This window comes from Marinobacter goseongensis, from assembly GCF_023156235.1.
GTDB classification, from domain to species: domain Bacteria; phylum Pseudomonadota; class Gammaproteobacteria; order Pseudomonadales; family Oleiphilaceae; genus Marinobacter; species Marinobacter goseongensis.
Genome location: NZ_JAKZAI010000011.1, coordinates 98,555 through 121,916, shown reverse-complemented (window position 1 = coordinate 121,916; position 23,362 = coordinate 98,555). Strand labels below are relative to the sequence as shown.

Below are 23,362 nucleotides of genomic sequence, written 5' to 3'. Positions count from 1 at the left end.
TACCTTTTTTAACTGTTTGACAGACTGATTCGCAATGCCGCCGCCGAGGCGAACGGAGCCAGCGTCAGAGCGAGCACCAGAAATGCTCCCAGCAGCGCCATGTAACCGCCCACCGGCGCGCCGTCCGTCGCCGCTGCCACCGTGCCAGTGCCGAAAATAAGCACGGGAATGTACAGCGGAATAATCAGCAGAGACAAGAGCACGCCGGCCGACCTCAAACCCAGGGTGAGCGCGGCACCGATGGCCCCGATCAGGCTCAGCACCGGCGTACCGATCAGCAGCGTTAGACATAAAACCGCAATAGAGTTCCCGTCCAGATGTACCATCACCCCGAGAAGAGGCGCCAGCAACACCAGCGGCAGTCCGGTCAGCACCCAGTGCGCCAGAGTTTTAGCCAGCACCAACAGGAACAGTGGCTGCGGCTGCAATACCAGTTGCTCCAGCGTGCCGTCGTCAAAATCGTGGCGGAACAGGTGATCCAGAGACAGCAACACCGAGAGTAACGCTGCCACCCACAGGATACCGCTACCGGCCTGCTGGAGAAATGACACTTCCGGACTGACCCCGAGCGGAAACAGCGACACGACCATGACAAAAAACAGCAGCGGATTCAGCAGATCCTGGCGCTGACGGAAAGCGGTCTTGAGATCCCTCAGGAAAACGGCTTTCATCGCGGGGAGCACGCCGATCGCCTCATGGGCCAGACGCAGGCGCACGCGAGCATCAGAAGCCATCGCCACCCCCCAGGGATATCCGCTGCATCGAGGGCAACCGGAGGTCATGGTGCGTGGTCACCACGATTGCGCCGCCCTCTTGAGCCCGTTGCACCAGCAGGCTCTCAAGCGCTTCCACGCCGTCCATATCAATCGCTGTGAACACTTCATCGAGAATCCACAATGGCTCGTCGGCAATCAGCAGCCGCGCCAGCGCTACCCGGCGTTGCTGGCCGGCCGACAGCCGGCGACAGGGCACATCCTCAAAGCCGTACAGGCCGGTACCGGCCAGTGCCTGCATCAGCACGGCGTCACTCACGGTTTTTCGTCCGGCCATCAGCGCCCGCAGGTTCTCGAGCGGTGTCAACAGCGGCTTGATGCCCGGCCGGTGGCCGACGTAGAGCATGTTATGGAGAAATTCTTCACGCCGGTGTGCACGGGGCTCGCCGAGCCAGTGCAGGTCTCCGGACCAGGCGTCGTTCAGGCCCGCCAAAATCCGCAACAGGGTCGTTTTACCGGAACCGTTGGGGCCCTCGACACGGGTCAGGGTACCGGGCAGTATGGAGAAACAGAGATCCCGGAACAGTATCCGGTCGTCACGCTCACACTGCAGATTCATGGCCTGTAACAACGGCTCAGACATCAGGGCCCCAGATTTTGCACAACACGGGTCGCGGAGATCCGTCGTTGCAAACATTCGATTCTGCTTCCTCATCATCAACGGGTTGAGGGAAAACAGAGGTTTCAGGCAGGCAATGGTTACCGGCGCGGCGTATTATAACGAAACCGTGCCTTGAATACTCTTGTCCGGAATCAAATCGATACAGATGAAATTACCAAACGGTAACCCCACACCACCGCCAACCGGCGACCAGCCCCGACCGCTGGCGTCGACCGCTGGCCGTGAGCCCCAACAAACGACGACGGCTGTGTCTGCACGCCAGCAGCTGGACCAGTTGAAGGTGGCGAACCGGGAAACACTGCTTGCCCGTGTTGCCGAGGTGATAAACCGCCAGCCCGGTGCCGGGGCGCAACTGTTGCTGGAGGTACGAGGGCGTACCCTACCCGTACAGGCGGCGGTGGGGGAGACCGCGCTGGAGCCCGGTGACTGGGTGAAGATCATGCGGGCCGGAAATGAGCTGCAGTTGCTGGGCAAACTGGCACCGGCCCAGGAAGCCGGCATCGCCCGTGCGCTTGCGCAACGGCTGCCCTGGCAGCAAAGCATCGACGCCGGGCTGGTGCGAATCCTCGCCAGTCTGGCACAGGGCATGCGCCCGGACGCCGGCGGCAGCGCGCCGCCCTCGGCGCTAAAGCCACAACCCCTGCCCGCCCCGGTGCGCCAGGCGATTGAGCAACTGCTCAGTCGCCTGCCGGTCAGCACCAATCTCGCCACCCCGGGTACCAGCAACGAAGCCGGCCAGCAGGTGCGCCAGTGGATCGCCGAAAGTGGGCTGTTCGCAGAAGCGCGACTGGCCCAGTCCCGCGATCCTGCACTTCCGGACCTGAAGCTGGCCCTGGCCCGCATCATCACCACCCTGCTGACGCAACAGGGCAATGGCCCGGAACAGTTCAACCGGCTGACACCCCTGGCAACTCCCGCGCTGATTCAGGCCCCGCTGCAATTTCCCAACGCACTGGCCCCGCCGCCGCCACAGAGCGCCACCGAGCCGGCAACGGTGGGCCAGATGCTGCGCCTGCTGGCCGGCATGCTGAACCGGATCACAGTAAACCAGTTGCACAGCCAGGTATTGTCCACTCGCACCACGGCAGACGCACCGGCGCCGACGACAACGCTGTTGCTGGAGCTGCCCTGGGTAACACCACAGAACGAGCCCCGGCTTGCCCAGTTGCGAATCGAACACGAACGTCAGGATGAAGGCAGTGCTGGCACCAAACGCGCCGCCGGCATTGCCGAGTGGCGGCTGTCTCTGGCCATGGATCTGGACGATGCGGGCCCGGTTCACTTTGATGTGGCACTGCGCCAGCAACAGGTGTCTGCCAGAGTGTGGGCCGAGAAGCAGGCCACTCTGGCCCACGTGCAACAGTCGCTGCCCTCGTTACGCCAGAGCCTGTCGGAACTGGGCCTGGAGGTCACCGACCTGGAGTGTCGCCGGGGCAACCCCAAGGGCGCTACCACGCGACTGGAACACCGTTTAGTGGATACCCGAGCATGACAGAAGACAAGCACAAACAGGCCGCCAATGCGGCGGTAGCGCTGAAGTATGACGGCAAGACCGCACCCACTATTGCCGCCACCGGCACCCATGAGCTGGCCGAGGAAATCATCCGGATTGCCCGGGAACACAACGTGCCGCTCTACGAAAACCCCGAACTGGCCAGCATTCTGGCGCGCCTCGACCTGAACGAGGAGATACCGGAAACCCTGTACCAGATCATCGCGGAAATTCTGGCCTTTGCCTTCAACCTGCAGGGTAAGACGCCCGAGGACGCCGGCAATCCAGCGTCGGACTGATCACAGGTTTTCGGTGTTCAGGCAGCCTGTCGCTTGCGAAGAGCAGAGACCAGCTCGGCTTCGGGACGGGAAATACCGCACGTGTTCATAAGATCGTCGATATCCGCGCCGAGATCAACCAGGCGTGATGCTTCGTCGTAAGAAATTCTCAGGGGATCGTTCTGGCGCATCTCGTCCAGCGCGCCGCGCAGTTCGTGCAGCTGACGCTCACAGGTCACCAAGCGCTGGCCCACGCCCATGCTGCCGCTGGTGGTCGCGTGGAGTTCGCGACCGAGGGTGTCGCACCGCTGCTTGAGCTGACTGCGCAGGCGGCGAAGCTCACGACGCGACAGGATACCCTGAGCGGCCAGCAGCGCAATAACGACGGTGGTCATAATCCAGGGGATCAGGGAAGCGTATTCTGCAAACATGATGAACGTCCTCAGCTAGGTTAAGCCACGGGAGCGTTCATCATGCCGGCCTGCTCCGAAAAAGGTTCGGAGGTTACAGTGACGCGATTTCAGCCCACTCGTGGTTTGACAACATCTTGTCGAACTCGACCAGAATGATCAGTTCGCCATCTTTATTGCACACGCCCTGAATAAACTTGGCGCTTTCCTCGTTACCCACGTTCGGTGCGGTTTCAATCTCACTGGACTTCAGGTACACCACCTCGGCCACGGAATCCACCAGGATGCCCATCACCTGGTTGGCCGATTCCATCACCACGATCCGGGTGGCGTCGGTCACGTCCGAATCCGCCAGGCCGAAGCGGCGACGGGTATCGATGACGGTGACCACGTTGCCCCGCAGGTTGATGATGCCGAGCACGTAATCCGGCGCACCCGGTACCGGGGCAATTTCCGTGTATCTCAGTACTTCCTGAATCTGCATGACGTTCAGGCCGTAGGTCTCGTCATCCAGGCGGAAGGTCACGTACTGGAGTACCTGATCGTCCTGGGCCTGATGTTGTTGTCCGCTCGGGGATGCCATAGCGTTATGTCTCCTCTGTGGCTGCCCGGCGGGCAACCTGATCGTCAAAAAATCATCATCAGTGCCCAATACTATAGTTAAGGGCACAAACCGTGCCAGCACAGCACGGTATCAATCGGTAACGTCTTGTCAGCTCAGATCCAGGTGGTGTTCGCGCTCGGCGCGCACCAGCAGATCGGCCATGGTGCGCACATCAATCAACGCGCACATGTGATTGACAACGGTACCCGCCAGCCAGGGGCGTTTGCTGCGGGCGGTGCGCCAGCGCACCTCGTCCGGCTTCAGGGTGAACGACTGGGCCACATCGTCACAGGCCAGACCCCACTCACTGTTGTCCAACCGGATCACAAAGCGGTAGTTCTCCCGCGCGTTCGGCGGCACACGGCCGGCCATGATCCACTCGGCGGTGTCCACCACCCTCAGGTTCTGATCCTGATCGGCACGGATCCCCATGTACCAGCGGGGGCTGCCCGGAATCGGTTTAATGTTCTCGTCAATACGGTGGATGGCACCCAGCAGAATCAGTGGTACCGCCAACTGCAAGCCCGCCACGGTAAATATCAGGCACTCGAACGGCTGCCCCGACCATTCCGGGCGCGACGGCGGCACTGCCGGCTCCTCCGGTTGCTGCGGCAAAGGCTCGGCCCTGGGCACAGGTTCTGCCACTTTTCTGGCAGCAGGCTCAGGTGCCGGGGATACCGCCACAGGTTCGATCTCGACCGCCTGCGCCTCCTGTACCTCCTGCACCTCTTGAGAATCTGCGACTGTCTGGATTTCCCGAATCTCTTCGACGTCCGCCTCGCGTGCCGTATCGGTTGCGGTGTGCAGCAACTCGTCCAGATAACTGGCAATGGCGCTGGCGGGATCCGCCAGCTTCGTCAAATTATCGTCAGCCATGTTTATGCTCCCGCCCAGCTCCGGTTGTCGCCAGCAGATCATCCAACAGGTGACTGTAAGCCCGCACGCCATGGGTACCGGCGTCTAGCGACGACGGCACCACACCGGCCTGGCTGGCATCGCGGAATTTGGTGTCAACCGGGATGGCGAATCGCCACAGGGTGTCCGGGTAGGTCTTGCGAAGCAGGTTCAGGCTCTTGACGGAAGCCTGGGTGCGGCGGTCAAACATGGTGGGCACAATGGTGTAGGCCAGCTCGTTCTTCTGAGAGCGCATCACCATTTGAAGGGTATGCAGCATACGCTCCAGGCCCTTGATCGCCAGAAATTCCGTTTGCACCGGAATGACCAGATACTGCGCGGCGGCCAGGGCGTTCACCATCAACACCCCCAGTGACGGGGTGTTATCGAGGATCACGTAGTCGAAATCGTCCCACAGCTGGGCCAGCGCCCGGGAGATAATCAGCCCCATACCCTCAACGCCGACCATCCGCCGCTCCAATGTTGCCAGCGCAGTGCTGGCTGGCAGCAACGAGACTCCTGAGCAACTGGTTTCGGTGACCAGCTGGGCCGGCAGGCCTTCGGGCACTTTGCCCTGATGTTGAAACAGATCGAACACACTATGGGCGAGGGTGTCAGGGTCGTATCCGAACCAGCTGGTCAGTGAGCCATGGGGGTCCAGATCCACCACCAGCACACGCTTTCCTCGCCCGGCCAGCAACCCGGCCAGCGCCACCACCGAAGTGGTTTTTCCGACACCGCCTTTCTGATTGGCTACCGCCCAGATTCGCACGTTACGCTCTCCACTCAACCTTTCCCGGTCATGCTGACACACAAAGCCCCGGCCCTACCTCAAAGTATCGGCCATACAAGGGACAACTTGAACAACTCCGGCAAGGTTTTGCCGAAACGAATTATCCGGGGGAGTAAATACAGAAACTGTGCCAACCTTCCTGTACGCATCTGCCACCGTGACGCTGACGTGCTTGCGGCAAAAACTGTCAGACGAGGTCCGGCCGTTCAGCGCATGGCGCCGCGGACGCTGGCATCGCGGGAGATCATCAGCACCACACGCCGGTTGCGGCGCCGGCCTTCTTCGGTATCGTTACGGGCAACCGGTTGATGCTGGCCGTAACCGACGGCCGCCAGCCGCTCCGCCTCGACGCCTTCCATGGTCAGGATACGCACCACCGCGGCAGCACGGGCCGTCGACAGTTCCCAGTTGGAGGGAAACGCATTGGTGCGGATTGGGCGGTTGTCGGTGAATCCCTCCACCTTGACTGCGTTGTCACGATTGCGCAGCACCCCGGCGATCTTCGCCACCACGTCAAAGCCATCGTAATGGGGTTCGGCAGCGCCACTGCTGAACAGCAGGCTGTCGGGCAGGTTGAGCTCCAGCCAGCGCTCATTGGTCTCCAGCGTCACAACGCCCTGGGTGATCAGTTCGTCAAACTCCAGCGCCAGCTGATCGGCCATGGCCCGCAGGGCCTCGGTTCTGCCCTCCTCACTGACGTCCGGATTGCGCGGTGCTTCGGTGACTTCCGGAATGATCACGTCATCGGCGGAAGCGGCGTCTCCCTGACGCGGCTGGTTGCCCACGGCAATGGGCTCGAAGGAGCGCTGGGGCACATTGAACACACCGGTCAGGGTCTCGGAGAGTACCTTGTACTTGCCTTCGTTCACCGACGATACCGAATACATCACCACAAAAAACGCGAACAACAGGGTGATGAAATCGGCGTAAGAGATCAGCCAACGCTCTTTGTTGTGGAGATCTTCCTCGGTCTGCCTGCGTCGCCGCATACGGTTACCCCACCCTCACTGCAGGAAACCCCGCAAACGCAGCTCTATGGATTTGGGGTTTTCACCCTCGGCGATGGCAATGATGCCGTCGATCATCATGTCTTCGTAACGAGTGCGCTCACGGACTATGCCACGCATCTTGTTCGCCACCGGAAAGAACAGCAGGTTGGCCAGCGCCACCCCGTAAATGGTCGCCACAAAGGCGGTCGCGATACCGCTGCCCAGGGACTGGGGATCCTCAAGGTTGGTCATGACCTGAATCAGGCCCATCACCGCGCCAATGATGCCAATGGTGGGCGAGTAGCCGCCCATGGCCTCAAACACTTTGGCAGACTCCAGATCCCGCTGCTCGCGGCAATCCAGATCCACTTCCATGATGCTGCGGATGGTTTCGGTTTCAGCACCATCCACCAGTAACTGCAACCCCTTGCGGGCGAAGCGTTCCGGCTCTTTTTCCGCCAGCCCTTCAAGACCCAGAAGGCCCTGTTTACGGGCCTTCACGCTCCAGTCGATCACCTTGCCAATGCCATCTTCGAGACTGACGTAGGGCGGCACAAACACCCAGCGCACCTGAACAAAGGCGCGTTTCAGCAGGGGCCAGGACGTTTGCAGGATGGTGGCCGCCAGGGTGCCGCCGATAACGATCAGCGCCGCCGGGCCGTTGAACAGGGAACTGATGGCTCCGCCCTCGAGCAGATTGCCGCCCAGAATGGCCGCGAAAGCCAGAATGATGCCGAGCAGGCTGAGAATATCCATCAGCTCACCCCCTCTATCAGCCGCGGGCCGATGTCGTTGAGCGGAAGCACCTCGTCGCTCAGGCCGGCCTTGGCGACGGCCATGGGCATGCCGTAGATTACCGAGGTTTTTTCATCCTGGGACCAGATCAGCGAGCCGCTCTGCTTCATCAACCGACAACCTTCCTTGCCATCGGCTCCCATGCCGGTGAGGATGACCCCGAGGGTCTTGCCGGGGAAGCTCCGGGCCAGGGATCCGAAGGTCACATCCACGCAGGGCTTGTAATTAAGGCGGTCGTCTCCGGGCAGGATACGCACCCGCGCCTGGCCGTTGCGGTTCTCGATCATCATCTGTTTACCGCCGGGGGCAAGCAGCGCCAGCCCCGGGCGCAGGATGTCGCCGTCTTCCGCCTGGCGGACCTCGATCTGACACAGTTTATTGAGACGTTCGGCAAACGCCGGCGTGAAACTGGCGGGCATGTGTTGCACCAGCACGATGGGGGCAGGGAAATTCCCGGGCAACGCCGTCAGCACCCGCTGCAGCGCCACCGGGCCACCCGTGGAGGTACCGATCGCCACGACCGCGAAGTGCCGCGCTGGCCCGCGCCGGGGCGGCCGTTGCGCAGTCTGCGGCTGCGGCGCCGGAGGAGGCACCCGGGTTGTCGACGCAGAGCGCTCAGTGCGGGCACGGTTAGCCGGAGTTTCTCGCGTAGCGGGAGCGGGAGCGGGAGCCGGCGCCGGCCTGGGCAAGGGCGAGGCTTTGCCGCCGGGCCGGCTGCCGGCCACATCCAGCACCCGGTCAATGAGGATTCTCTGCAACTGGCTGGAATCCCGGGCGATGTCCTCAAAATTCTTGGGCAGGAAATCAACCGCCCCGGCCTCAAGGGCGTCCAGTGTGACCCGGGCACCCTCATGAGTCAGTGAGGAGAACATCAGCACCGGCGCCGGGTGCTTTTTCATGATCTCCCGCACCGCCGAAATGCCGTCCAGAATCGGCATCTCATAGTCCATGGTGATGACGTCAGGGCGCAGCTTCTCTGCCAGTTCCACACCTTCGCGGCCGTTGGTGGCTACCCCCACCACCTTGATCTGACCGGATGCGGTCAGGATTTCCGTCAGGCGCTTGCGGAAAAATCCTGAGTCATCAACAACCAGGACAGAAACTGTCATCCATTTCTCCTAAACCTTGTCCACTCCCTGCGCCTCAACCGTAGTGCTGCAGCAGGCTGGGAACATCAATAATCAGGGCAATGCGACCATCGCCGGTAATGGTGGCACCAGACATGCCCGGCGTGCCCTGCAGGGCCCGGCCCAGAGGTTTGATCACCACCTCTTCCTGACCCACCAGCTGGTCCACCACGAACCCGACCTGCCGTGTTCCCATGGCTACAATCACCACATGGGCGTTTTCTGGCTCCTGTTGTGCCCGCGCGCCTTTCACCAGCCAGCGCTTGATATGAAACAGCGGGAACACCTTGTCACGGACCACAATACACTCACGGCCGTCCACCACGTTGGTCTTACTCAGATTCAGGTGGAAAATCTCCACCACATTCACCAGCGGCAGGGCAAAAGACTGATCCCCCAGGTTGATCATCAACGTGGGCATGATCGCAAGCGTCAGGGGCACCTTGATCACGATGCGTGAGCCTTTGCCAAGTTCCGACTCCACGCCGAGCTGGCCGTTCAGCTGGCTGATCTTGGTCTTGACCACGTCCATGCCGACACCGCGGCCGGACACATCCGAAATCTGATCCTTGGTGGAAAAGCCGGCGGCAAAAATCAGGTTATAGCATTCGGTGTTGGTCAGCCGATCTGCCGCATCCTGATCGTAAAGCCCCTTTTCCACGGCCTTTCGACGCAGCACATCCGGGTTCATGCCAGCACCGTCGTCCTCAATGGACAACAGAATATGGTCACCCTCCTGCTCCGCGTTCAGCGTGACAGTGCCGACCCGGGGCTTGCCGGCCTTCTCGCGGACGTCGGGCGCTTCAATGCCGTGGTCCACGGAGTTGCGGACCAGGTGAACCAGCGGGTCCGACAGGGCCTCAACCAGGTTCTTGTCGAGATCGGTCTCCTCGCCGTGCATCACCAGGTTCACTTCTTTTTTGAGGCTGCGGGCCAGATCCCGCACCACCCGTGGGAAACGACCGAAGACTTTCTTGATGGGCTGCATGCGGGTCTGCATCACGGCCGCTTGCAGGTCGGTGGTGACCACATCGAGATTGGAGACCGCCTTGTGCATATGCTCGTCTTCGCTCTCGGCACCGAGGCGCTGAAGGCGATTACGCACCAGCACCAGCTCGCCCACCATATTCATGATGTCGTCGAGACGCTTGGTGTCGACCCGCACGGTGGTTTCAGCCACCGGTGCGTTATCCTTGGCGGGCGTGGCAGCCGGAGCCTTGACCTCGGCCCGGGCGGGCGCAGGCGGCGGTTTGCTGGCCTCGGCGGGCGCCGCGGCAGCAGCGCCGGCAGATTTGTCCGCTGCATCCGCGGTCGGACTTCCACCCTTGCCGTGAAGCTGATCCAGCAGGTTCTCGAACTCGTCGTCGGAAATCAGATCATCGCCACTGGCCGCCGCTGCCGGCGCAGGTACTTCTTCATCCGCCGGCGCGCCGGCGAACTGCCCTTTGCCGTGGAGCTGGTCCAGTAAAGCCTCGAATTCGTCGTCGGTGATGTCGTCGCCACCGTTGCTGCCGTGGTCACCGCCATCCGAAGCCGGTCCGGCCTCGGCGGCGGCTGCCTGATCCGGCGAGGCCTGGGCAGGATCATCGCTCAACGCGTCCAGCAGCTGTTCGAACTCGTCATCGGTGATGTCGCCGTGGTCGTCGCCTGCCGGCTCAGCAGCGGCTGGCGCGGCGGCAGCGGTGGTCGCCGGTTCAGCAAAGGCGTCCAGTCGGGCTATCAGAGCCGTCGGGGCCGGGGTCAGCTCCTCATGATTGCGGACCTGCTCGAACATAGCGTTAACGTTGTCCAGCGCTTCCAGCACTACGTCCATCAGTTCCGAATCCACTTTACGCTTGTGGTTGCGGAGAATATCGAACACGTTTTCTGCGGAGTGGCAGCAATTGACCAGGGCGTCCAGCTGGAGGAACCCGGCACCGCCCTTTACGGTGTGGAAACCGCGGAAGATGGCGTTGAGGAGATCGCTGTCGTCGGGATTCTGCTCCAGATCGACCAACTGCTCGGACAGTTTCTCGAGTATCTCGCCAGCTTCAACCAGGAAGTCCTGCAGGATCTCTTCATCGGCATCAAACGCCATGGGTTACCCTCTTGATTCAGAATCCGAGACTGGACAGTAGGTCATCAACATCATCCTGACCCGATACCACATCTTCGCGTTCCTCGGCTTTCATCTGCGGGCCAACGCCCTGCTCTGCCGATACTTCCTTTGACTCGATCTCGTGCACCGTGCCCGTCAGCTGGTCCACATGGCTGGCCATGACCACCAGGCTCAACAGGTGTTCTTCCACTTCCTTGACCAGGGCAGTGACTTTCTGGATCACCTGTCCGGTGAGATCCTGGAAATCTTGGGCCAGCAGAATTTCGGACAGATTGCCGTAAATCGTGTCGGCATCCCGGTTCAGGGTGATGAAAAAGGTGTCTATCCGGCCATACAGATCGCGGAACTCCGCCGGCTGCATCTCCCGCCGCCGCAAGCGTTGCCATTCATCCCGCAGACGGGCCGCTTCATCTCGCATGGCGTGCGCCTTTGGCATAGCGTCTTCCACCAGGTCCATGGTGCGGTTGGCGGCCTGGCCGGTCATTTTGACCACGTATTCCAGGCGGTCGGATGCGTCGGTCATTTTCGACAGCGCTTCCTGCTGCTCGGCGTTACGAGGGTCAATCTGGAAATTACGAATGGCCTCGTGGAGGCTGCGCGTCAGTCGCCCCACCTCCCGATACAGACTCTGATCCCGAACCTCGCTGAGGTCATTGATCAGGGTCATGGCACCGGCATAATTACCGGCGTTCACCTGTTCCGCCAGGGCGTTGGCCTGCTCGCGGAGCTTTTCAGTTACCTCCGGGTCGAGGTCCTGCGGATTCTTTTTGCTATCGCTCATGAGAGCCCATCCGACCTCTGGTTACTGGATTCGTTCGAAGATTTTCTCAATCTTCTCCTTGAGAACCGCAGCCGTGAACGGTTTGACCACATAGCCGTTTACCCCGGCCTGCGCCGCCGCCACGATCTGATCCCGCTTCGCTTCGGCGGTTACCATCAACACCGGCAGGGTCTTGAGGTTGTCGTCCGCCCTGACCGCTTTGAGCAGATCAAACCCGGACATACCCGGCATATTCCAGTCGGTGACCAAAAAATCGTATTTACCGCTGCGCAGCATGGGCAACGCGGTGTTGCCGTCGTCCGCTTCGTCGGTGTTGGTAAAGCCAAGATCGCGCAGGAGATTCTTGATGATCCGTCGCATTGTAGAAAAATCATCCACAATGAGGATTTTCATGTTCTTGTCCAAAGGGACCTCCAGTTTGTGACACCCGGAATGCATTTTATCGTTCTGCCGGTGTTTCGGCAGGCCAGCGGATTAGCCGCTTATTGTGTGGTGTTTGGCCCGGTTGTAAAGCAGCCGGTTACCAAAAGCTACAGAGCGCCACTCTCCTGCTGCCAGCCTGACAGACGCCCTTTCAGTCGCAGGGCAGCCTGGCTGTGAATCTGGCTGACCCGACTTTCACTGACCCCGAGAACCGCACCGATTTCCTTGAGGTTCAACTCCTCCTGGTAATACAGGCTGAGTACCAGTTTTTCGCGTTCCGGCAATTCCTCAATGGCCTCTGCCAGACTCCTCCGGAAGGCATCGGAGGTGATGCCGTCCAGCGGGTTATCACTGGCGTCTACTTCTTCTATCGGCAGCTCGCCGGATTCATTGAGCTCATCGAGACTAAAAAGACGACCACTGTTGGCATCGCTCAGGCTGGAATGGTACTCCTGCAGGCTGACGCCCAGCTCTTCCGCCACTTCCTGATCCTGGGCTTCCCGACCACGACGGTCCTCCACGGCCTTGATGGCCTGGGAAATCCGGCGGGCATTACGGTGAACAGAACGGGGAACCCAGTCGCCTTTGCGGATCTCATCCACCATGGCCCCGCGAATGCGGATGCCGGCGTAGGTTTCGAAGGTAGCGCCCTTGGTGGAACTGTATCGTTGGGCCGCTTCCAGCAGGCCGATCATGCCGGCCTGCATGAGGTCGTCGAGTTGAACCGATGCCGGCAAACGAGCCATCAGGTGCAACGCGATCTTCTTGACCAGTGGGGCGTGTTCCTCCACCAGTCGGGAGCCGCTGCTTTCAACGGCTTTTTGGTACATTCCCAGGTTTTTCGCCAATGCCATGTATCCAGCTTCTTGGTGACAGGATCAATTTCAGACTTCGACGAGCCGCTCCACGAAAAACTCCAGATGGCCACGGGGAGACGACGGCAATGGCCAGCTGTCGACTTTTTCAGCCAGCGCCTTGATGGCCAGCGATGCCTTCGCTCGCGGGTAGGCTTCCAGCACGGCTTTCTGCCTCTGCACCGCTTTCTTGACGGCCTCGTCGTAAGGCACCATCCCTACATATTGTAGTGCCACATCGAGAAACCGCTCGGTCACACGGGTGAGTTTTTCAAAAAGATGCCGACCTTCCTGCTCGTTGCGCACCTGATTGGCCAGAATCCGGAACCGGTTGGTTCCGTAATCACGGTTCATCAGTTTGATCAGCGCGTAGCAGTCGGTAATGGAAGTGGGCTCGTCACACACCACCAGCAGGAGCTCCTGGGAGGCGCGCAGAAAACTGACCACGGATTCGGAAATGCCGGCTGCGGTATCGACGATGAGCACGTCAATCTGGTCGCCCAGTTCGCTGAACGCGTTGATCAGGCCGGCGTGCTCCATGGCGCTGAGCTGCGTCATGCGCTGGGTGCCCGACGAGGCGGGCACGATGCGGATGCCACCGGGGCCGTTTACCAGAATATCCCGCAGGTCGCAGTCGCCGGCGAGCACATCCGCCATGTTGCGGTTAGCGGTGATGCCCAGCAGCACATCAATGTTCGCCAGGCCGAGATCTGCATCCAGCAGCACGACCCGACGGCCCTTCTGCGCCAGGGCAATACCGAGGTTAACCGAAACGTTGCTCTTGCCAACGCCGCCTTTGCCGCCGGACACCGCAATCACCTGTACCGGATGTGGTTTGCTCATACTTGGTTCGTCTCTCGCCACGTTTGACCGAAGGCTCTGTTGTTGTTCAACGGCGCGGTCTGCGCGCCGGATCGTTCGTCATCCGGTACGGCAGGGTTTTGTTCAGGCCCCCTCTGCCACCGCCTGCTGTTGCTGGAGTGCTCTCAGCCGCTCCACCGCCAGGCGGACCAGTGGAACCGCCTCGGCGTGATGCAGGTCTTCCGGAATCTTCTGGCCATCGGTGTAATAGGCCACTGGCAAACCGGACTCCATGACAAACCCCAATGACTCACCCAGTGTAAGGGCTTCGTCAATTTTGGTCATGACGCAACCTGCAAGATTTGCCATCTTATAGCAATGCAACACGGATTTCATAATGCGCGGCTGGCTGGTGGCTGAAACCACCAGATGGGTACGGATGCGGTGGTGGCTGCGGGCGAGTTCAGACAGCTGCTGCTGGTACCCTTTATCGGAGCTGGTCAGGCCGGCAGTGTCGATCAACACCAGGTGGCGATCTGAAAGCTCGTCGAGAATATCGTCCAGGGAATGGCTTTCATCCACCACCCGCACCGGCACGTTGAGAATACGACCGAACACGAACAGTTGCTCGTGGGCCGCAACACGGTAACGGTCAGTGGTCACCAGCGCCAGGGAATCGGCGCCGTGCCGCAGCACATGCCGGGCCGCCAGTTTACCGATGGTGGTGGTTTTGCCAGAGCCGGTCGGTCCGACCAGCGCGTACACACCGCCCTCGTCCAACCATTCCTGACGGGCAGTTTTAACACCGGTGGCCAGCATCTTCAGCGACTGCTTCCAGCCATCCTCGAGGCGGCCACCCTTATGACGACGTGACAGTGAGTTGGCAAGCTCCAGTCCGAGACCAAATTCCTGCAAGCGCTCGGACAACCGTTGCTGCACCGCGTTGGAGGCGGGGCTCGCGGGCTCCACCTTCGGATTCTGGGCGCCCATCAGGTCACGCAGGGAGCTGATCTCGGCGCGCATCTGTGCCAGTTCATCGGAATAGCGGCCACTGGCCTGTGCCGCCGCAGTGGCAGGCGCGGCAGATGCAGCGGCTTCGGGCTCGAGTTCCAGAGTGGCCTCATCAAGAAGACCGGCGGCGCCGGCGTAGCCTGACCCGAGACTTGCACGTTTTTCCCGCACCTCGCGAATGCGATCTCGGGAACGACCCAGCTCCTGTTCCAGCCGGCGATGTTGTTCCGCCTGCATCTCCGCCAGTTTCGATCCGTTGGTGGCTTCGCGGGCCCGATCACCGAGACGCTGACGCGCCATGTTTTCGTCGTAATCCAACGCCGTCACAATCTCGACGCCACCGTCCACCCGGCGATTGGAGAGAATCACGGCGTCCGGGCCCATCTGTTCCCGCACCTGCTTTAAAGCTTCGGCCATGCTCTGAGCAAAAAAACGTTTTACTTTCATGATGCCTCATCCTCCACCGGCAACGCCGTGCCTGCGTTGTCCGCTTTGCCGTCCGCGGCCGTTACTGGCCGACGGAAGCCACAATGGTGATCTGTTTGTTGTCCGGAATTTCCTGGTAGGAAAGCACGTGCAGCCTTTCCACCCCGTAACTGGCGAACTTCGCCAGCACCGGCCTGAGCGGGCCCGACACCAGCAGGATTGCCGGTTTGCCAAGCATCTCCTGGCGCTGAACACTCTCCTGCAATGAACGCTGCAGCTTCTCGACCATGTTCGGCTCCAGTACCAGCCCGATGTCTTCCTGACCGCCGGATTGTTGACTCTGTTGCATAGACTTCAGCAATAACTGTTCCAAGTCCGGATCAAGGGTGATCACCGGTATTTCCTGCTCGTTACCGCAGATGCTTTGCACAATCATCCGGCGCAGCGACTGACGGGCTACCGTCGTGAGCAGCTTGGGGTCCTGACTTCTGGGGTGAACATTGACAATGGCCTCGGCGATGGAGCGCATGTCGCGAATCGGCACCTCTTCCTTGAGCAGATTCTGCAGCACCTTCAGCAACAGGCTGATGGACACGGTGGTGGGTACCAGCTCTTCCGCCAGTTTGGGAGACACTTTTTCCAGCTGGTCCAGCCACTTCTGGGTTTCTTCGTGACCGAGCAGCTCGTGGGCGTGTTTCTGCAGCACCTGGTTCAAGTGTGTGGCTACCACTGTACTGGCATCCACCACGGTGTACCCCAGCGTCTGGGCCTGGTCTTTCTTTTCCGGTTCAATCCAGCAGGCATCCAGACCAAAGGCCGGGTCTTTGCCCTCAATACCTTCAATTTTGCCAAAAACCTGGCCCGGGTCGATCGCCAGCTCCCGATCCGGATGAATGTCCGCCTCGGCCAGCGTGACCCCCATCAGGGTGATGCGATACACGTTGGGCATCAGGTCGAGGTTGTCGCGAATGTGCACCGAGGGCATCAGAAAACCCAGATCCTGGGACAGCTTTTTGCGCACGCCCTTGATGCGACTCAGCAGTTGCCCGCCCTGGGACTTGTCCACCAACGGAATCAGCCGGTAGCCCACTTCCAGCCCTACAATGTCGACGGTTGCCACATCATCCCAGCCCAGTTCCCGGGTTTCCCCGGGTGCCGGCAGAGCCTGCCCGTGATCGCCGCCATCGGCACCCGGAACCAGATCGCGGCCTGCAGGCCGGGCACCGCCACCCCGCACCGGAAAGGCTTGCTCTTCCTCGATGGTCTGCTGCTCCCGCTTCCAAATAAAGTAGGCAGCAGCCGCGGCGATACTGCCGAGACCCAGGAACGCCACGTGGGGCATACCGGGGATCAGACCAAGGATGATCAGGATCGCGGCAGCAATGCCCAGCGCTTTGGGGGCGTTGAACATCTGATGAAGAATCTGCCCGCCCATGTCCTGACTGGAGGTCACACGGGTGACCATGATGGCGGCGGACGTGGACAGCAGCAGCGACGGAATCTGGGCCACCAGACCATCACCGATGGTCAGCAGTGCGTAATTCTGCATCGCCGTGCCGAAATCCAGACCATGCTGCACCATACCAATGGCGACACCACCGATGATGTTGATCGCCAGAATCAGCAGGCCGGCAACGGCATCGCCTTTGACGAATTTGCTGGCACCGTCCATGGAGCCGTAGAAATCCGCCTCCTGGGCGATTTCTGCGCGCCGGAATTTCGCTTCGTCCTGATTGATCAGGCCGGCGTTGAGGTCAGCGTCAATGGCCATCTGCTTGCCCGGCATGGCGTCCAGGGTAAAACGCGCACTGACCTCGGACACCCGGCCGGCGCCCTTGGTGACCACCAGGAAGTTGATGATCATCAGAATGGCAAACACCACCAGGCCGACGGCGTAATTGCCGCCAATCAGCACCGCGCCGAAGGATTCGATGACCTTACCGGCGGCATCCCCGCCTTCGTGCCCCTCGAGCAGAACAATGCGGGTAGACGCCACGTTCAGCGCCAGACGCAACAATGTGGCCACCAGCAGCACGGTGGGAAAAGACGCAAACTCCATCGGCCGCAGCGCATAGACACACACCAGCAGGATCACGATGGAAAGAGTGATGTTGAACGTGAAGAACACGTCCAGCATGAACGCCGGCATGGGCAGAATCATCATGCCCAGCAAACCCATCAGCATGAGGGGCACGCCCAGGTTTCCCCGCGTCAGGGATTTGACGTTATTCAGGACTAAAGCTCTGTCCATACCTGGAAACTCTCCGCGTGGCCGTGCCTGCCGGCATTCAAGGGGTCGGATTTCTGACGCTGATGCGCCGTTTGAAAAGGTGATCGCAAGATCCGTACCAGCCCTTGCGGGTTTTCCTTTTTCAGTGCCTGACGCGACCTGTCAGATACGGTATCCTTGCGCCATTTACTCCGACACAGCCGGCTTATACCCGGTCTCAGACCCAGAGGTGACGACATGCCAATCCACGAGGTTAAACACCCACTGATCCGCCACAAACTCGGCCTGATGCGCCGCGCGGACATCAGCACCAAGAATTTTCGTGAACTGGCACAAGAAGTGGGTGCGCTACTGACCTACGAAGCCACCAAGGACTTCTCCCTACAGGAAAAAACCATCCAGGGCTGGGCCGGGCCGGTTAAGATCGAGCAGATCCAGGGCAAGAAAGTCACCATCGTTCCCATCCTGCGCGCCGGCATGGGCATGCTGGATGGCGTATTGAGTCTGATCCCGGGCGCACGGGTCAGCGTGGTTGGCCAGATCCGTAACGAGGAAACGCTGGAAGCCAGCACCTACCTGGAAAAGCTGGTGGGCGAGCTTGATCAGCGCATGGCGATGATCATCGACCCCATGCTCGCCACCGGCGGCTCACTGATTTCCACCATCGATCTCCTCAAAAAGGCCGGCAGCACCGAAATCCGCGCGCTGATTCTGGTGGCGGCCCCGGAAGGCGTAGAGAAGGTGCTGGAGAAACACCCGGACGTGTCGATTTATACGGCCTCAATTGACGAGCGCCTGAACGAAAAAGGCTATATCCTTCCCGGACTTGGTGACGCCGGCGACAAAATTTTCGGCACCAAGCAGAAGGACGTCTGATCATGCAGGACCACACCAACGACCCGACCTGGAAGCAGGCCGTCGCAGGCTCACAAATGCTGCTGGTGGCGTTTGGCGCACTGGTGCTTATGCCGCTGATAACCGGCCTCGATCCCAATGTGGCCCTGTTCACCGCTGGCCTGGGCACGCTGATTTTCCACATTGTGACCGGTGGTCAGATTCCGATTTTCCTGGCGTCTTCCTTTGCCTTCATCGCTCCGGTTATTGCTGCCAAGAGCAAGTTCGGCCTGGAAGAGACCCTCGGCGGCCTGATGGCCGCGGGCGTGCTGTACATCATTCTCAGTGGCGCCGTGAAACTGCGCGGCACAGGATTCATTACCCGCCTGCTGCCACCGGTCGTGATCGGCCCGGTGATCATGGTGATTGGTCTGGGGCTGGCGCCGGTGGCCGTGCACATGGCCTCGGGCCGCGCCGGTGACGGATCCGCGCAGCTGGTGCCTTACGACACCGCGATCTGGATTGCGATGACCTCCCTGCTGGTGACGGTGATCATGGCGGTGTGGGCGAAAGGCATTTTTCGCCTGATTCCGATCATGTTCGGGGTGATCGTCGGCTACCTCCTCTCGGCCTTTGCCGGCATTGTGGATCTGACGCCGATCCGCGAGGCCGCCTGGCTGGCAATTCCTGATTTCGTCGCCCCGGCCTTCAGCTGGAGTGCCATCCTGTTCATGATCCCAGTCGCCATTGCGCCCGCCATCGAGCATATCGGCGACATCCTGGCCATCGGCAACGTCACCCGCAAGAATTACCTCGAAAAACCCGGCCTGCACCGCACCCTGCTGGGTGACGGTCTGGCCACCAGCGCCGCCTCGCTGCTTGGCGGGCCGCCCAACACAACCTACTCCGAGGTAACCGGCGCGGTGGTACTGACCCGCAACTTCAATCCGAAAGTGATGTGGTGGGCGGCGATCATTGCCATCGTGCTGGCGTTCGTCGGCAAGTTTGGTGCAGCGTTGCAGACCATCCCGGTTCCGGTTATGGGCGGCATCCTGTGCCTGCTGTTCGGCTCCATTGCCGTGGTCGGCCTGAACACCCTGATCCGCCATCAGGTGGACCTGTCCCAGGCCCGCAATCTGGTGATCGTCGCGATCACGCTGGTATTCGGCATCGGCGGCATGGCCATCGGTCAGTTCGAGGGCATTGCCCTGTGTGCCGTGGTGGCGATTGCCCTCAACCTGATACTGCCCGGCACGCGCGAAGCCTGGGGAAAGGCCATCTATGAGCAAAAAGCAGACTGACAGTTCCGGCATCAGCTTCACCGCCCTTTACACCGGTGCCGTCTGGCACCGGAACGGGTTGTCCGATGACGTTCTGAGTACCGAACAGGGCCGCTGGCTTTATCATTTGATGAGCCCTTTCGAGACCGCCAGCAAAGCTGCCATCGGCGGGAATCTCCGCACCTTTCTGCTGCAACGACACCTGATTATCGACCATCTGATCGACCGGGCTATCGTTGAAAACGGCGTTGACCAGGTGCTGGAAATTGCCTGTGGCATGTCCCCACGGGGCATCCGCCTGCGGGAAAAGCACCCCACCCTGACCATGGTGGAGGCAGACCTGCCGGACATGGCCTCCCGCAAGGCCGCCAGACTCCTGGCGGCGGGCCGTCTTGGCGAGCATCATAAGGTGACCCCCATTGATATCCTCGCGGATTCCGGCGACCACACCCTGGAAGCGGTCATTGCCCGCGCCTTCGACAACACCAAACCCATTGTGGTGATCACCGAGGGCCTGACCAGCTATTTTTCCCTTGAGGTGATCACCGGCTTCTGGCAACGACTGGCCCGCACTCTGGCCATCCGCCCCGGCTCGCTGTATCTCTCCGAAAGCTACCTGATGCCGCGGCAACCGCTCCTGCGCTCATCCCTGAAAGCCCTGGGCGGCATGCTGGGCACCATGACCCGCAGCCAGGTCAGCTTCCATTTCGACAATGACCAGCAGGCCCACCGCCACTTCCGCGATTGCGGGTTTCCCTCGGTGCGGGTGGTTAACCCGACGGAGTTTTACGGGCTGCTGCCGATTCCTGAAAGCCGGCATGATCCGATGGTTCGGGTTGTTGGGGCTTCGGTCTGAGCTATCGAAAATAACCAGGCTCAAACGTCGCGCCGCATATCCGGCGGAATAGGAAAGTCCGGCATGCCAGGCCGATCACCCCGTCCCTTACGGAACTGGCGTAGCTGGAACACGTAGGCCAGAACCTGGGCAATGGCCATGTAAAGGCCATCCGGAATCTCGCCGCCGATGTCGGTATTGTGATACACCGCCCTTGTCAGCGGCGGTGTCCGCAGGATTTCCACCTTGTTCTCGCGGGCAATCTCCATGATCTTGAAGGCCACCTGATCGGCGCCTTTTGCCACTACAATGGGCGCCGCCATGGATTTCTGGTCGTACTTCAGCGCCACGGCGTAATGGGTCGGGTTGGTGATAACCACATCTGCGCCCGGTACATCCTGCATCATCCGGCGCTGAGCCATTTCCCGCTGCAACTGGCGAATGCGGCCTTTGACCTCCGGTTTACCTTCGGTGTCCTTGTACTCGTCCTTGACCTCCTGCTTCGTCATCCGCAGCTTCTTCTGGTGATCAAAGATCTGGAAAGGCACGTCGACGGCCGCGATGATGATGGTGGCGGTCGACAGCACAAAGAAACTCCAACCCAGAGTCCACAGTACGTGCTCCATAGCCGGGACCGTCGGTTCCTCGGCAATGCTCAACAGGTCGTCGGTGCGCAGGTTGAGTATCAGGATCGCGACCGCCAGCACCAGGCCTACTTTCAGGATGGCCTTGACCAGCTCGATCAGGGAGCGCAGGGAAAACATCCGCTTCAAACCTTTGATCGGGTCCATGCGGTTGAGTTTGGGGGCAATGGCTTTGCCACTGAACAGCAGCCCGCCGATGCCGATGGAGCCGGCAATGGCGGCAATCAGCAGCACAAGCAAAATGGGAGACAGCGCAAGGGCCGCCTCTTTGGCCGAGCCGATCAGCTGCACGCTCATATGGCGGGTGTCGAAGATGGCGGAGCGTTCCAGCACAAAGCTGTCCCGCATGATGCCTTCCAGCGACGCGCCCAGGCTGCTGCCAAACATCAGCAGACCACCGGCGCCAGCCATCAGCACGGCCATGGTGGCCAGCTCCTTGGAGCGCGCTGTCTGGCCATCCTCCCGGGCTTTTTCAAGCCTTCGGGGCGTGGCCTCTTCGGTTTTCTCCTGACTGTTGTCGTTTTCTTCAGCCATCAGGGCTGCCCCTGCAGGTTTCTCATGAACTCAAACGTTTCCCGGGTGTACTGGTCGAAGTGCGGCAGAAAGTTGGCGTGCAGCACCCAGATGGAGAAGAGTCCAAAAATCAGGCCAATCGGGAAACCAAGCGCAAAAATATTCATCTGCGGTGCCGCCCGGGTCATAACGCCGAAGGCGATGCTAACGATCAGCACCGCGGACACTGCCGGCAGGGCCAGCAACATGGCGGAGACAAACATCCAGCTGATCCGGTGCGCCAGCTCCCAGACGCCCTCCTGCCCCAAGCCACCAAAACCAATGGGCAGAGTGCGGAAACTTTCAATAAAGACCTCGAACATCACCAGGTGGCCGTTCATCGCCAGAAACAACAACGTGATAGTGATGGTGTAGATCTGCGAGAGCACCGGCACGTTGACGCCGTTGGCGGGATCCACCATCGAGGCGAAGCCCAGGCCCATCTGCATCGCGATCATCTGCCCGGCCACCACGAAGAGTTGCCAGAGTGCGGTCATGGCAAAGCCCATACCGATGCCGATCAGAATTTGCTGCAGGGTGATCACCACGGCATCCGCGCTCAGGGCGTCAACCTGCGGCACGGGGGGAATCATGGGCACGATCAGTATGGTCATCAGAATGGCCAGCCCGAGACGGACCCGGGTGGGCACCAGCTGGGTGCCGAAGATGGGAATTACCATCATGAAGCTGGCCAGCCGGAACAGCGGCCACAGATGCTGGCCAGCCCACTGGCCGATCAGATCAGCACTGAGTTCAGTCGGCATCATGGGTTAGCCAATGATGTAGGGAATACTGGATATCAGGCGTTGTGCATGATCAAGCAGCTTGGTCAGCATCCACGGCCCGGCCACGATGATGACAATCAGGGTCACCAGCAGCCGCGGCAGAAAGCTCAGGGTCTGTTCGTTGATCTGCGTGGCGGCCTGGAAGGTGCTGACTACAAGACCGATCACCAGGCCCGGGCCGATAATCACCGAAGACAACAGCACAATCATCCACAGCGCTTCGCGCAGAATGTCAATAACGGTTCCCGGTGTCATAAGCGACTCCCTAGAGGCCGTAACTGGCGGCCAGCGTACCCATGATCAGCGCCCAGCCATCCACCAGTACAAACAGCATGATCTTGAACGGCAGCGAGATAATAATGGGCGAGAGCATCATCATACCCATCGCCATCAGCACGCTGGCCACCACCATGTCGATGATCAGAAAGGGTATAAACAGAATAAACCCGATCTGGAATGCTGTCTTCAGCTCACTGGTGACAAACGCCGGCAGCAGCACCCAGAATGAAACATCCTCCGGTGAATCGTACTGTTCATCAGCCAAGCGCATGAACAACCCGAGATCGCTCTCCCGGGTCTGTGCCAGCATGAACTCCCGGAACGGCAGGCTGGCCCGTTCCACCGCCTCCAGCGAAGTGACCTCTTCCGCAAGGTACGGTTGCAGGCCCACTCGATTGGCTTCTTCCAGCACCGGCTTCATAATGAAAATACTGAGAAACAACGCCAGGCCCAGCAGGATCTGGTTGGACGGTGTCGCCTGCAACCCCAATGCCTGACGCAGGATGGAAAACACGATGATGATGCGGGTGAATGAGGTCATCATCATCAGCATCGCCGGCAGGAACGTCAGCGCCGTCATCAATGCCAGGATCTGCAGGGTGACCGAATACTCCTCGACCCCCTGCTCTTCTCCCGGGGTCATGGTGAAGGCGGGGATGCCAGGCAGGTCGGCCAGGACCGCCGGGCTCCAGCCACACAACAGGATCAGCGGCAGCAGCGCCAGGGCGCGTTTCAGGAGAAGCGGGCTCATC

At 60.4% G+C, this 23,362-nt stretch carries 25 protein-coding genes; 5 read left to right on the top strand and 20 right to left on the bottom strand.

Features of this window, described 5'->3' with window-relative positions; genetic code table 11:
• Positions 1 to 8: 8 nt before the first annotated feature.
• Entirely contained in the window at positions 9 to 734 is a 726-nt protein-coding gene (gene ccmB / locus MLC70_RS11815) for a heme exporter protein CcmB (protein ID WP_248183980.1), read from the bottom strand.
• A complete protein-coding gene (gene ccmA, locus MLC70_RS11810) occupies positions 724 to 1,356 on the bottom strand; it encodes a cytochrome c biogenesis heme-transporting ATPase CcmA (RefSeq protein ID WP_248183978.1) in 633 nt (210 codons plus the stop codon). Before ccmA ends, ccmB begins: the two co-directional genes overlap by 11 nt.
• A gap of 184 nt (positions 1,357 to 1,540) precedes the next feature.
• Here ccmA and fliK point away from each other — a divergent pair, with 184 nt between their 5' ends.
• Both fliK and MLC70_RS11800 read left to right on the top strand, forming a co-directional pair.
• The gene (fliK, locus tag MLC70_RS11805) at positions 1,541 to 2,887 is read left to right on the top strand and encodes a flagellar hook-length control protein FliK (protein ID WP_248183976.1); all 1,347 of its coding nucleotides are present in this window, start codon (positions 1,541 to 1,543) and stop codon (positions 2,885 to 2,887) included.
• Positions 2,884 to 3,186: an EscU/YscU/HrcU family type III secretion system export apparatus switch protein gene (locus tag MLC70_RS11800; protein WP_248183975.1), complete on the top strand. Its 303-nt coding sequence runs from the start codon at positions 2,884 to 2,886 to the stop codon at positions 3,184 to 3,186. The genes fliK and MLC70_RS11800 overlap by 4 nt, the downstream gene beginning before the upstream one ends.
• 17 nt (positions 3,187 to 3,203) lie before the next feature.
• Here MLC70_RS11800 and MLC70_RS11795 read toward each other — a convergent pair whose 3' ends face one another.
• The 14 genes from MLC70_RS11795 to flhA all read right to left on the bottom strand — a co-directional run bounded on the left by MLC70_RS11795 (position 3,204) and on the right by flhA (position 17,422).
• Entirely contained in the window at positions 3,204 to 3,596 is a 393-nt protein-coding gene (locus tag MLC70_RS11795) for a DUF2802 domain-containing protein (RefSeq protein ID WP_248183973.1), read from the bottom strand.
• Positions 3,597 to 3,669: 73 nt separating this feature from the next.
• Complete coding sequence (locus tag MLC70_RS11790; RefSeq protein WP_248183972.1) at positions 3,670 to 4,158, bottom strand: chemotaxis protein CheW; 489 nt, start codon at positions 4,156 to 4,158, stop codon at positions 3,670 to 3,672.
• A 129-nt stretch (positions 4,159 to 4,287) separates the two neighbouring features.
• On the bottom strand, positions 4,288 to 5,055 hold the full coding sequence (locus MLC70_RS11785) for a chemotaxis protein CheW (RefSeq protein WP_248183971.1): 768 nt from the start codon (positions 5,053 to 5,055) through the stop codon (positions 4,288 to 4,290).
• A complete protein-coding gene (locus MLC70_RS11780) occupies positions 5,048 to 5,845 on the bottom strand; it encodes a ParA family protein (RefSeq protein ID WP_248183970.1) in 798 nt (265 codons plus the stop codon). Before MLC70_RS11780 ends, MLC70_RS11785 begins: the two co-directional genes overlap by 8 nt.
• Before the next feature lie 227 nt (positions 5,846 to 6,072).
• Positions 6,073 to 6,855 carry a flagellar motor protein MotD gene (motD, locus tag MLC70_RS11775; RefSeq protein ID WP_248183968.1) on the bottom strand — a complete coding sequence of 261 codons (783 nt, stop codon included), beginning with the start codon at positions 6,853 to 6,855 and terminating at the stop codon, positions 6,073 to 6,075.
• A 15-nt stretch (positions 6,856 to 6,870) separates the two neighbouring features.
• A complete protein-coding gene (locus tag MLC70_RS11770) occupies positions 6,871 to 7,611 on the bottom strand; it encodes a flagellar motor protein (protein ID WP_248183966.1) in 741 nt (246 codons plus the stop codon).
• Complete coding sequence (locus MLC70_RS11765; protein WP_248183964.1) at positions 7,611 to 8,759, bottom strand: protein-glutamate methylesterase/protein-glutamine glutaminase; 1,149 nt, start codon at positions 8,757 to 8,759, stop codon at positions 7,611 to 7,613. The genes MLC70_RS11770 and MLC70_RS11765 overlap by 1 nt, the downstream gene beginning before the upstream one ends.
• 34 nt (positions 8,760 to 8,793) lie before the next feature.
• Positions 8,794 to 10,854 carry a chemotaxis protein CheA gene (locus MLC70_RS11760; RefSeq protein WP_248183962.1) on the bottom strand — a complete coding sequence of 687 codons (2,061 nt, stop codon included), beginning with the start codon at positions 10,852 to 10,854 and terminating at the stop codon, positions 8,794 to 8,796.
• A 16-nt stretch (positions 10,855 to 10,870) separates the two neighbouring features.
• Positions 10,871 to 11,656: a protein phosphatase CheZ gene (locus MLC70_RS11755; RefSeq protein ID WP_248183960.1), complete on the bottom strand. Its 786-nt coding sequence runs from the start codon at positions 11,654 to 11,656 to the stop codon at positions 10,871 to 10,873.
• 21 nt (positions 11,657 to 11,677) lie between these two features.
• Positions 11,678 to 12,061: a chemotaxis response regulator CheY gene (gene cheY / locus MLC70_RS11750; protein WP_248183959.1), complete on the bottom strand. Its 384-nt coding sequence runs from the start codon at positions 12,059 to 12,061 to the stop codon at positions 11,678 to 11,680.
• Positions 12,062 to 12,186: 125 nt separating this feature from the next.
• Positions 12,187 to 12,933: an RNA polymerase sigma factor FliA gene (locus MLC70_RS11745; protein ID WP_248183958.1), complete on the bottom strand. Its 747-nt coding sequence runs from the start codon at positions 12,931 to 12,933 to the stop codon at positions 12,187 to 12,189.
• A 30-nt stretch (positions 12,934 to 12,963) separates the two neighbouring features.
• Entirely contained in the window at positions 12,964 to 13,776 is an 813-nt protein-coding gene (locus MLC70_RS11740) for a MinD/ParA family protein (RefSeq protein WP_248183957.1), read from the bottom strand.
• 102 nt (positions 13,777 to 13,878) lie between these two features.
• The gene (gene flhF / locus MLC70_RS11735; protein ID WP_248183956.1) at positions 13,879 to 15,192 is read right to left on the bottom strand and encodes a flagellar biosynthesis GTPase FlhF; all 1,314 of its coding nucleotides are present in this window, start codon (positions 15,190 to 15,192) and stop codon (positions 13,879 to 13,881) included.
• Positions 15,193 to 15,253: 61 nt separating this feature from the next.
• Positions 15,254 to 17,422 (bottom strand): flagellar biosynthesis protein FlhA, encoded by a 2,169-nt coding sequence (flhA, locus tag MLC70_RS11730; RefSeq protein WP_248183955.1) that lies wholly within the window; start codon positions 17,420 to 17,422, stop codon positions 15,254 to 15,256.
• Between the two features lie 216 nt (positions 17,423 to 17,638).
• Here flhA and upp point away from each other — a divergent pair, with 216 nt between their 5' ends.
• From upp to MLC70_RS11715, 3 genes are read left to right on the top strand one after another with little or no spacing between them, the layout of a single operon-like run.
• Complete coding sequence (upp, locus tag MLC70_RS11725; RefSeq protein ID WP_248183953.1) at positions 17,639 to 18,277, top strand: uracil phosphoribosyltransferase; 639 nt, start codon at positions 17,639 to 17,641, stop codon at positions 18,275 to 18,277.
• Between the two features lie 2 nt (positions 18,278 to 18,279).
• Positions 18,280 to 19,536, top strand: a complete 1,257-nt coding sequence (locus MLC70_RS11720) for a uracil-xanthine permease family protein (RefSeq protein ID WP_248183951.1) — start codon at positions 18,280 to 18,282, stop codon at positions 19,534 to 19,536.
• Positions 19,517 to 20,371, top strand: coding sequence for a class I SAM-dependent methyltransferase (locus tag MLC70_RS11715; protein WP_248183949.1), 855 nt, complete (start codon positions 19,517 to 19,519; stop codon positions 20,369 to 20,371). The genes MLC70_RS11720 and MLC70_RS11715 overlap by 20 nt, the downstream gene beginning before the upstream one ends.
• A gap of 20 nt (positions 20,372 to 20,391) precedes the next feature.
• Here MLC70_RS11715 and flhB read toward each other — a convergent pair whose 3' ends face one another.
• The 4 genes from flhB to fliP are packed head-to-tail and all read right to left on the bottom strand — an operon-like array spanning position 20,392 to position 23,361.
• Positions 20,392 to 21,528 carry a flagellar biosynthesis protein FlhB gene (gene flhB, locus MLC70_RS11710; RefSeq protein ID WP_248183948.1) on the bottom strand — a complete coding sequence of 379 codons (1,137 nt, stop codon included), beginning with the start codon at positions 21,526 to 21,528 and terminating at the stop codon, positions 20,392 to 20,394.
• The gene (gene fliR, locus MLC70_RS11705; RefSeq protein ID WP_248183947.1) at positions 21,528 to 22,313 is read right to left on the bottom strand and encodes a flagellar biosynthetic protein FliR; all 786 of its coding nucleotides are present in this window, start codon (positions 22,311 to 22,313) and stop codon (positions 21,528 to 21,530) included. Before fliR ends, flhB begins: the two co-directional genes overlap by 1 nt.
• A gap of 3 nt (positions 22,314 to 22,316) precedes the next feature.
• Positions 22,317 to 22,586 carry a flagellar biosynthesis protein FliQ gene (gene fliQ, locus MLC70_RS11700; RefSeq protein ID WP_248183946.1) on the bottom strand — a complete coding sequence of 90 codons (270 nt, stop codon included), beginning with the start codon at positions 22,584 to 22,586 and terminating at the stop codon, positions 22,317 to 22,319.
• Between the two features lie 10 nt (positions 22,587 to 22,596).
• Positions 22,597 to 23,361 carry a flagellar type III secretion system pore protein FliP gene (gene fliP / locus MLC70_RS11695; RefSeq protein ID WP_248183945.1) on the bottom strand — a complete coding sequence of 255 codons (765 nt, stop codon included), beginning with the start codon at positions 23,359 to 23,361 and terminating at the stop codon, positions 22,597 to 22,599.
• Position 23,362: the final 1 nt, after the last annotated feature.

Coding starts and splice junctions, on each gene's coding strand:
- ccmB (WP_248183980.1), bottom strand. CDS start 734: ATGGCTTCTGATGCTCGCGTGCGCCTGCGTCTGGCCCATGAGGCGATC.
- ccmA (WP_248183978.1), bottom strand. CDS start 1,356: ATGTCTGAGCCGTTGTTACAGGCCATGAATCTGCAGTGTGAGCGTGAC.
- fliK (WP_248183976.1), top strand. CDS start 1,541: ATGAAATTACCAAACGGTAACCCCACACCACCGCCAACCGGCGACCAG.
- MLC70_RS11800 (WP_248183975.1), top strand. CDS start 2,884: ATGACAGAAGACAAGCACAAACAGGCCGCCAATGCGGCGGTAGCGCTG.
- MLC70_RS11795 (WP_248183973.1), bottom strand. CDS start 3,596: ATGTTTGCAGAATACGCTTCCCTGATCCCCTGGATTATGACCACCGTC.
- MLC70_RS11790 (WP_248183972.1), bottom strand. CDS start 4,158: ATGGCATCCCCGAGCGGACAACAACATCAGGCCCAGGACGATCAGGTA.
- MLC70_RS11785 (WP_248183971.1), bottom strand. CDS start 5,055: ATGGCTGACGATAATTTGACGAAGCTGGCGGATCCCGCCAGCGCCATT.
- motD (WP_248183968.1), bottom strand. CDS start 6,855: ATGCGGCGACGCAGGCAGACCGAGGAAGATCTCCACAACAAAGAGCGT.
- MLC70_RS11770 (WP_248183966.1), bottom strand. CDS start 7,611: ATGGATATTCTCAGCCTGCTCGGCATCATTCTGGCTTTCGCGGCCATT.
- MLC70_RS11765 (WP_248183964.1), bottom strand. CDS start 8,759: ATGACAGTTTCTGTCCTGGTTGTTGATGACTCAGGATTTTTCCGCAAG.
- MLC70_RS11760 (WP_248183962.1), bottom strand. CDS start 10,854: ATGGCGTTTGATGCCGATGAAGAGATCCTGCAGGACTTCCTGGTTGAA.
- MLC70_RS11755 (WP_248183960.1), bottom strand. CDS start 11,656: ATGAGCGATAGCAAAAAGAATCCGCAGGACCTCGACCCGGAGGTAACT.
- MLC70_RS11745 (WP_248183958.1), bottom strand. CDS start 12,933: ATGGCATTGGCGAAAAACCTGGGAATGTACCAAAAAGCCGTTGAAAGC.
- MLC70_RS11740 (WP_248183957.1), bottom strand. CDS start 13,776: ATGAGCAAACCACATCCGGTACAGGTGATTGCGGTGTCCGGCGGCAAA.
- flhF (WP_248183956.1), bottom strand. CDS start 15,192: ATGAAAGTAAAACGTTTTTTTGCTCAGAGCATGGCCGAAGCTTTAAAG.
- flhA (WP_248183955.1), bottom strand. CDS start 17,422: ATGGACAGAGCTTTAGTCCTGAATAACGTCAAATCCCTGACGCGGGGA.
- upp (WP_248183953.1), top strand. CDS start 17,639: ATGCCAATCCACGAGGTTAAACACCCACTGATCCGCCACAAACTCGGC.
- MLC70_RS11720 (WP_248183951.1), top strand. CDS start 18,280: ATGCAGGACCACACCAACGACCCGACCTGGAAGCAGGCCGTCGCAGGC.
- MLC70_RS11715 (WP_248183949.1), top strand. CDS start 19,517: ATGAGCAAAAAGCAGACTGACAGTTCCGGCATCAGCTTCACCGCCCTT.
- flhB (WP_248183948.1), bottom strand. CDS start 21,528: ATGGCTGAAGAAAACGACAACAGTCAGGAGAAAACCGAAGAGGCCACG.
- fliR (WP_248183947.1), bottom strand. CDS start 22,313: ATGATGCCGACTGAACTCAGTGCTGATCTGATCGGCCAGTGGGCTGGC.
- fliQ (WP_248183946.1), bottom strand. CDS start 22,586: ATGACACCGGGAACCGTTATTGACATTCTGCGCGAAGCGCTGTGGATG.
- fliP (WP_248183945.1), bottom strand. CDS start 23,361: ATGAGCCCGCTTCTCCTGAAACGCGCCCTGGCGCTGCTGCCGCTGATC.